Genomic DNA, 8,106 nt, shown 5'->3' with positions numbered 1-8,106 from the left:
TCATCGAGCCCTCCCTGGGCGCGGACCGGATGACCCTGGCCCTGCTGGTGGAGGCTTACGACGAGGAGGTCGTGGACGAGGCGAAAAAGGACGTGCGCACCGTCATGCGCTTCCATCCCGCCATCGCCCCCTTCAAGGCCGCCGTCCTGCCCCTGTCCAAGAAGCTCAGCGCGAAGGCCCAGGAGATCTGGCAGCAGCTCTCCAAGGACTGGATGGTGGACTTCGACGAGACCGGCTCCATCGGCAAGCGCTACCGCCGGGAGGACGAGATCGGCACCCCCTACTGCATCACCGTGGACTTCGACACCGTGGGCGACGAGTCGAAGGCCGGCGACGAATGCGTCACCGTCCGTGAGCGGGACTCCATGGCCCAGGTCCGCATCCCCATCAGCGGCCTGGAGGCGTACCTCACGGAGAAGCTGGCCTACTGATGCGAAGACCTTGGCTGCTCCAAACGGGACCGGACGGCCTGCCCAAAGCGCGGCAGGCCGTCTTCTGGCTGTGGAACGGCGGCATCCTGCTGGCGGCGGGGCTGTGCCTGGGCCTGCTGTCGCTTTTGTTCGCCTATGGCGACTATCCGGACACGATCATGGACAGCTACCTCCGCCATCCCCTGCTCTTGTGCCTGAACCTGGCGCCGGTGGTCCTTTTCCTGGCCCTGCTGTACGGGGCGCTGGGCCGGGCCGGGCCGGCCTTCCTGGCGGGGGGAGGCGTGGTCCTGGGCCTCTCCCTGGGGAACTACTATAAGCTCCGCTTCCGGGACGACCCCCTGATGTACCAAGACCTCCGGAACCTCCGGGACGCGGCGGCCATCACCTCCATGGCGGACTACGACCTGACGCCGGACAAGCGGGTGTGGTGCGGCCTCCTGGCCCTCCTCCTGGGCACGGTCTTCCTCCTCTGCTTCGCGCGGGGACGGCTGCCGAAAAAGGCCAGGCTGGCCCTGCTGCTGACGGCGGCGGCGCTGTGCGTCCCCATGGCGGCGGCCTGCGGCGACGACGGGCTGTACGGCGGGGAGACGGACAACATGGCCCAGTTCAACGTCACCGAGCGCTGGTCCGCCACCCGGCAGTACCTGTCCAAGGGCTTCGTCTACCCCTTCCTCCACAGCGTCTCCGCCGGAGCGGTCCGGCCCCCGGAGGGCTATCGGAGGGCGGAGGCGGAGGCCCTGCTGGCGTCCTATACGCCCCAGGACATCCCGGACGCGCGGAAGGTGGACCTCATCACCATCCAGCTGGAGGCATTCGCCGACCTCTCCCGCTGCGGCGGCGCGGAGGGCGTCGATCTGGAGCGGGCCTATGGCATCTACCACCAGCTGGAGGCGGAGGGCCTCTCCGGGGACCTGGTGACCAACATCTTCGGCGGCGGCACGATCGACACGGAGCGGGCCTTTTTGACCGGGTTCGCCGATCAGCGGGACTACCGGGGCAAAACGAACTCCTACGCCTGGTACCTGGGCTCCCAGGGGTACGCCCTGGAGGGGTGCCACCCCTGCTACGCGTGGTTCTACAACCGCCGGAACGTCAACGCCTACCTGGGCATCCCCAACTACCACTTCATCGAGGACCGCTTCGGGGAGCTGAACCCCACCGGCCCGGCCCCGGACAGCATCCTCTTCCCGGAGATCTTCCGGCTCTACGAGGAGAACCGGGACGGCGGCGGCGCGCCTTACTTCTCCTTCAACGTCAGCTATCAGGGCCACGGCCCCTACAGCACGGAGGGGGCCTGGCGCGGGGAGCACTTCACCGACGGCCGCTACTCGGAGGCCACCACCAACATCGTGGACAACTACCTGGGCTCCCTGCTGGATACGCAGGAGCAGCTCCGATGGCTCTTCGACCGGTTCCGGCAGGAGGAGCGGCCCGTGGTGCTGGTGGTGTTCGGCGATCACAAGCCCTGGCTGGGCGACAGCAACTCCGGCTATCAGGAGCTGGGCATCGACCTGACCCTCTCCCGCAGGGAGGGCTTCTACAACTACTACGCCACCCGGTATCTCATCTGGGCCAACGACGCCGCCAAAGCGGCCCTGGGCGGCGATCTCAGCGGCGAAGGGCCGGACGTCTCCTCCTGCTTTTTGATGGACCTGCTCTTCGACCGGCTGGGCTGGACCGGCGGCGCCTGGGCCCAGGCCACCGCCGACATCTGGCGGGAGATCCCCGTGCTCACCGATCATGGGCGGTACGTCCGGGACGGCCGGCTGACCGCGGAGCTGGACGAGGAGGGGGAGCGGGCCCTGCAGACCTATCTCTGCCTCCAATACTACTACCGCAGGGAGTTCCGATACGACTAGCGAAAAGGCGGGGCCGCGGGGATCCTCCCCCGGCCCCGGAAGGCTCACGTGATGAAACGACACATCCTTTTGAAAAAGCGGCGCGGCCCCATCGGGCCCCCATGGCTCCGGCTGTGCCTCTTTGCCGCCGCCGCCCTCTGCATGGGGCTGGCGGTGGGGGGCGCCATGCAGTGGATCTCCCTGGGGACCCTGCCCGGCGTCCTGGAGTGGGCCGGGGACCATCCCGGCCACTTGGCCATGACCGCCCTGCTCTGGGCCGTGCCCACGGGGGTCCTGGGGGCGCTGACGGGGCGGCTGTGGGCCGCCGCCGTCCCGGTGGGGGCGGCCGGCCTGATCCTGGCCCTGGTGGACTGGTTCAAAAACGCCATCAACGGCACGCCGCTGGAGCTGGCGGACTTCGGCCTGGCGGCGCAGGCGGGGGACGTGGCGGGGCTGGCGGGGGACCTGACGCCGCCGGAGGACTTCTGGATGGCCTGCGCGGCCCTGCTGATCTGCGTGGTCCTCCTCTTCCTGACGCGGAGGCTCACCGCCCTGGAGGGGGCCGCACGGGCCCGGTCCTGCCTGTTCGCCCTGACGCTGGCGGGGGTGCTCCTCACCGGAGCGGGGACCCGGACGGTCGGCGGCTGGCTGGGGGTGGACTTCTACACCCGGATGGACGCCGCGGAGAACCACGGCCTCCACGGGCTGACCCTGGCCCTCTGGCGGGACGCGTTCCCCCAACCCAAGACGCCTCCGGAGGGCTACAGCGAGGGGCGCATGCTGGAGCTTTTGGAGCGGGTGGACGAGATTTTGGGGGAGGGGCCTCCCGGGACGGCGGAGGCGCCCAACATCCTCTTCATCCTCTCCGAGTCCTTCTACGACCTCACCCGCCTGCCGGTGCTCCGGTACGGCGGCGACCCGCTGGAGAACTTCCACGCTCTGGAGGCCGAGGGCATCAGCGGGACCTTCCACAGCCACTACCTGGGATACGGCACCGGATACATCGAGATGTCCATGCTCTATGGGCTGAACGGCCTGGACCTGCCGCCGGGGGCGAACCTCTGCTTCCAGGACGACGCCGTCTACGAGCGCTTCGGCTCCCTGGCGGAGCAATACACCGCCTCCGGCTGCTATACCGCGGAGATGCTCCACGCCTTCGACGATTCGCTCTACAACCGCACCGTCACCTATCCCCTGATGGGGTTCCAGGACCTCTATTTCTCCGAGGACATCCGGCAGATGGGCATCCAGCGGGAGGGCGGTGTCTACGGCGGGTACTACATGCGGGACGGCTACCTCTTCCAGGGGATGCTGGAGCGGATGGAGGCCATCCGCCGCCAGGGCAAACGGGCCTTCCTCTACGGCATCTCCATGGAGAACCACCAGCCCTTCGATCCGGAGAAGTTCAACTACGCCTGCCAGATCCCCCTGATCGCCGAGGACTTCACGCCGGCCCAGCGGGACGTCATCCGGGTCATGCTGGAGGGCATCACCCGGGCGGACCAGGCCCTGGGCGAGCTGACGGACGCCCTGCGGGGGATTGAGGAGCCCACCATCGTGGTCTTCTTCGGGGACCACCGGCCCAACCTCTTCATGCCCGGCGGGGACACGGTGTACACCCTCCTGGGCATGTGCCCGGAGAACGATACCCAGAGCTGGACCCCGGAGGAGGTCTGCGAGCTGTTCTCCACGGACTACCTGATCTGGGCCAACGACCCGGCCCTGCTGGCCGGACAGGCGGGGACGCGCGCGGAGAGCAGCGTCACCGCCCTTGGCCCCCAGCTCCTGGAGCTGACGGGACAGCCGGTGTCCCGGTACTGGGCGCTGCTGGGGAAGGTCCGGGAGGTCTGCCTCACCCAGACGGACCTCTACTTCGTGGACGGCCAGGGACGCCCCAGCTCCGGCCGGGAGGACGCGGAGCTCGGCCCCGAGGCCCTGGAGCTGCTGGAGCTCCGGGACGCGGTGATCTATGACGCCGTGTATGGGAAGCAGTTCATCACGGAGCAGATGGACCGGCCTCCCGGGACATGAAAAAACGCGCTGGGAAGGCCCCGCCGTCTCTCGACGGCGGGGCCTTCCCGCGCTCAGAAGAACATGCCCAGGAAGCCGTCGGGCCGCTCCTGGGCCTGGGCCCAGATCTCGTGGAACAGGCCGGCCGGGATGCTCTGGGCATGGGAGCTCCCCTCCTCCCCCGCCGGGCGCAGGGCCCGCAGATCCTCGGGGAAGGGCTCCGGCGCCAGGGCCCCCTCGCCGCCTCGTTCGCCGCCGTAGGAGAAGGAGAGCCCGTTCCGGTAGAACTCCACCCGGCGGGTCTCCCGGCGGCTGCCGTCCAGCTCCGAGTAGATCCGATAGGGCTCGTCGTCCAGGTCGTGGTCCCATTCGAGCAGTACATACTGCATGGCGTCACCTCCCAAAAAAGCGCCGGATGTCCTCCTGCGATGCGTGGACGCTGCCCTGGGCGAAGCCCTTCCGGCCTCCGCCCCGGCCCTGGAGGGCCCCGTTCAGCTCCTTCACCAGGGGGGCGACGTCCGACCCGTCGGCCCGGACCAGGGCATAGGACCACGCCTCCCCTCCCCCGGAGAACACCGCCGCCAGACCGCCGCAGCGCTTCCCCACGGCGTCCGCCAGGCGGCGCAGGCTGTCCGGGCGCATGGGGCCCTGGAACACCAGCACGTCCCCCCGGCCCTCCTGCTCCGCCGCGATGGCGGCGAAGGCCGTCTGCTCCAGATCGGCGATGCGTTCCTTTGCGGCGGCCAGCTCCCCCTCCAGCCGCCCCACGGCGGCCAGGACCTCCAGGGGCTTCACGCTGAGGCGCTGCCCCGCGGCGCGGGCCTCGTCATAGACGCGGGAGAGATACCGCAGGGCCCGGGCGCCGCAGAGGATCTCCATCCGCACGCCCTCCCGGAACCGCTGGCAGGAGAGGATCTTGACGAGGCCCACCTGCCCCGCCCGGAGGACATGGGTGCCGCAGCAGGCGCAGCGGTCCGCCTCAGGGAACTCGACGATGCGGACCTTCCCCGTCAGCTCTTTCTTGCTCCGGTACTCCAGGGCCGCCAGGGCCCCCGGCGGGGGATAGGAGACCTCTACCGGGGCGTCGGCCCAGACGGCCTCGTTGGCCAGGCGCTCCGCCTCCAGAGCCTCCTCCCAGCTGATGTCCGCGTCATAGTCGATGGTGACGGTCTCCGCCCCCAGGTGGAAGCCCACGTTGCTGCAGTGATGGAGCCGGCAGAGGATGCCGCTGAGGATATGCTCCCCGGAGTGCTGCTGCATATGGTCGAAGCGGCGGGGCCAGTCGATCGATCCGGAGACGGCCTCCCCGGCCTCCAGCGGGGCGGCGCAGGTGTGCAGGATCTCGCCGTCCCGCTCGTGGACGTCCGTCACCGGGACCTCTTCCCCGGCGGCGGTCCGCAAGATCCCATGGTCGGCGGGCTGGCCCCCGCCCTCGGGGTAGAAGGCCGTCCGGTCCAGGACCACCTTCCAGGCCCCCTTCGCCTCCTCGCAGCGCAGGACCGCGGCGGGGAAGGTCTTCAAAAAAGGGTCGTCGTAGTAAAGTTTCTCCGTCCCCATGTCTCCATCCTCCTTCCTAAGATCGTGCAGGCCAAGGCCCCCGAGCGGGCCCGGCCCCACAGGCTCCCTGGTGCGCCCACCTCAGCCCCGGAGGGCCCCTGCGGGCCCCAGGCCCCCATCCTCCGTCAGCTCCAGGAGGCCCAGCTCCACCTTCCACCGCAGGACCCGGAGGCAGGCTTCGTCGATCCGCCCCTCCTCCAGCGTCCCGTCCTTCACGGCCTGGATCGCCCGGGGGATCTGGGTGCGGTAGTCCGAGGTCACCACCAGGTCGTTCCCGGTCTGGAGGGACAGCACCGCCGCGTCCCCGCCCACCGCGTATCTGGACACCGCCTCCATGGCCAGATCGTCCGTCATGACCACGCCGCCGAAGCCCAGGTCCTCCCGGAGGACGCGGTGGACCTCCGGCGAGAGGGAGGCGGGGAGCTCCGGGTCCATGCACTCCACGATGTTGTGGCTCACCAGCACAGCGGGCATAGGCGGGGAGGCCGCCCCCGCGGCGAAGCCCGCCTGGAAGGGGAGGAAGTCCCGCTCCAGGAAGGTCTCGACCGGCCGGCTGTCCACGGCCGCGCCGGTATGGGTGTCCTCGTTGTCCCCGTAGCCGGGGAAGTGCTTCAAAACGCTGCCCAGCCCGCAGCGGGACTGGACCTCCACCACCCGCTGGACATAGGCGCTGACCGCCTGGGCGTCTTCGCCGATGGTGCGGTCATAGATGAAGTCCCCCGGGTCCTGGGAGACGTCCGCCACCGGGGCCAGATCCACGTTGAAGCCCAGGGCCTTCAGGAGGATGGACCTCTCCCGGGCCTCCGCCTCCACCGCCAGGAGCCCGTCCTCCCCCTGCTGCCAGAGCTTCCGGGGGCTGGAGAACTTCTTGTCCCGGAGCTTGGGGTTGGAGCTGACCCGGACCACCGTGCCGCCCTCCTCGTCCACGCCGATGAGCAGGGGGATGGCCGTGTCCTGACGTGCCGCCGCCCCCTGATAGGAGGCGATGGCCTGGATCAATCCGTTGGCCGTCACATCCTGGGTGTCCCGGCCAAAGAGGATGTATCCCCCCAGGTGGTAGGTCAGCACGTCCTCCACGGCGTTCTCCGCCGGGCAGCGGACGAAGAAGAGCTGGCCCACCTTGGCCTCCAGGCTCATGCCCTCCAGCTCCTCCCGCAGGGCCGCCTCCACGGGCCCCGCCGGCTCCTCATCCTCTCCGGTCTCTCCGTCTCCTCCGGCCTCCCCGTCCTCCCCGGGGAGCTCCGACGGATCTTGGGCGCCCTCCACCGGGGGGATCTCCGGCCCCCCCGGCGCGGGGGGCACCATCTCCCCGCCGCAGGCGGTGAGGACCAGCAGGAGGCAGGCCAGGCACCACGCGCCGCGGCGCGCCCTCATCGCAGCGCCTCCACCTCCGCCAGCCACAGCGCGGCCTGGGCGTCGCTGGGCATCCGCCAGTCCCCCCGGGGGGAGAGGGACACCGTGCCGATCTTCGGCCCGTCGGGGAGGCAGTCCCGCTTGAACTGCTGGGAGAAGAAGCGGCGGTAGAAGGACCTCAGCCACTTCAGGATGACCTCCCGGCCGTACTTGCGCCCCAGGGCGTGCTGGGCCAGGCGGAAGATCTTGCCCGGGGCGAAGCCCCAGCGGATGACGTGATACAAAAAGAAGTCATGGAGCTCATAGGGCCCCACCAGGTCCTCCGTCCGCTGGCTGATCTCCCCCTGGACGGCGGGCAGCAGCTCCGGGGACACCGGGGTGTCCAGGATGTCCTCCAGCACGTCGTGGAGCTCCGGCTCCTCCCCGTCCCGGGAGAGGTAGCGCACCAGGTGGCGCACCAGGGTCTTGGGGATGGAGGCGTTGACGCCGTACATGCTCATGTGGTCGCCGTTGTAGGTGCACCAGCCCAGGGCCAGCTCGCTGAGGTCCCCGGTGCCGATGACCAGGCCGCCGCTGGCGTTGGCGATGTCCATCAGGACCTGGGTCCGCTCCCGGGCCTGGGCGTTCTCATAGGTGACGGAATGGTCCTCCGGGTCGTGGCCGATGTCCCGGAAGTGGCTGCGGACCGAGGCGGCGATGTCCACCGTCCGCAGGGTGGTCCCCATCTGCTCGGCCAGGATCACGGCGTTGTTGCGCGTGCGGTCCGTGGTGCCGAAGCAGGGCATGGTGACGGCGACGATGTCCGTCATGGGCCGGTCCAGCAGCTTCATGGCAAGGCCCGTGATCAGCACCGCCAGCGTGGAGTCCAGCCCGCCGGAGAGGCCCACCACGGCGGTCTTCGCCCCGGTGTGCTCCAG

Annotated in this window: 7 protein-coding genes; 3 read left to right on the top strand and 4 right to left on the bottom strand. The window is 69.7% G+C overall.

Annotated elements, in window-relative coordinates; all coding sequences use genetic code 11:
- The 3 genes from QZ332_RS12310 to QZ332_RS12300 form a co-directional block, all read left to right on the top strand.
- On the top strand, positions 1-431 hold a 431-nt coding region (locus QZ332_RS12310; protein ID WP_295765893.1), incomplete at its 5' end, for a His/Gly/Thr/Pro-type tRNA ligase C-terminal domain-containing protein.
- The gene (locus tag QZ332_RS12305) at positions 431-2,290 is read left to right on the top strand and encodes an LTA synthase family protein (protein WP_295765890.1); all 1,860 of its coding nucleotides are present in this window, start codon (positions 431-433) and stop codon (positions 2,288-2,290) included. The genes QZ332_RS12310 and QZ332_RS12305, both read left to right, overlap by 1 nt.
- A gap of 51 nt (positions 2,291-2,341) precedes the next feature.
- The gene (locus QZ332_RS12300; protein WP_295765887.1) at positions 2,342-4,300 is read left to right on the top strand and encodes an LTA synthase family protein; all 1,959 of its coding nucleotides are present in this window, start codon (positions 2,342-2,344) and stop codon (positions 4,298-4,300) included.
- Between the two features lie 53 nt (positions 4,301-4,353).
- On the opposite strand, the gene QZ332_RS12295 is transcribed toward QZ332_RS12300, so the two are convergent.
- From QZ332_RS12295 to nadE, 4 genes are all read right to left on the bottom strand, one after another.
- Entirely contained in the window at positions 4,354-4,668 is a 315-nt protein-coding gene (locus tag QZ332_RS12295) for a DUF6881 domain-containing protein (protein WP_295765882.1), read from the bottom strand.
- Positions 4,669-4,672: 4 nt separating this feature from the next.
- Complete coding sequence (locus tag QZ332_RS12290; RefSeq protein ID WP_295765879.1) at positions 4,673-5,836, bottom strand: alanine--tRNA ligase-related protein; 1,164 nt, start codon at positions 5,834-5,836, stop codon at positions 4,673-4,675.
- Positions 5,837-5,917: 81 nt separating this feature from the next.
- On the bottom strand, positions 5,918-7,210 hold the full coding sequence (locus tag QZ332_RS12285) for a glycoside hydrolase family 3 N-terminal domain-containing protein (RefSeq protein WP_295765876.1): 1,293 nt from the start codon (positions 7,208-7,210) through the stop codon (positions 5,918-5,920).
- The coding region (gene nadE / locus QZ332_RS12280) for an NAD(+) synthase (RefSeq protein WP_295765873.1) at positions 7,207-8,106 on the bottom strand (900 nt) is incomplete at its 5' end. The genes QZ332_RS12285 and nadE, both read right to left, overlap by 4 nt.

This window comes from uncultured Oscillibacter sp. (assembly GCF_910584465.1).
Lineage (GTDB): Bacteria > Bacillota > Clostridia > Oscillospirales > Oscillospiraceae > Oscillibacter.
Note: the sequence above shows the minus strand (reverse complement) of the source record. Positions and strands in the feature narration are given on the sequence as shown.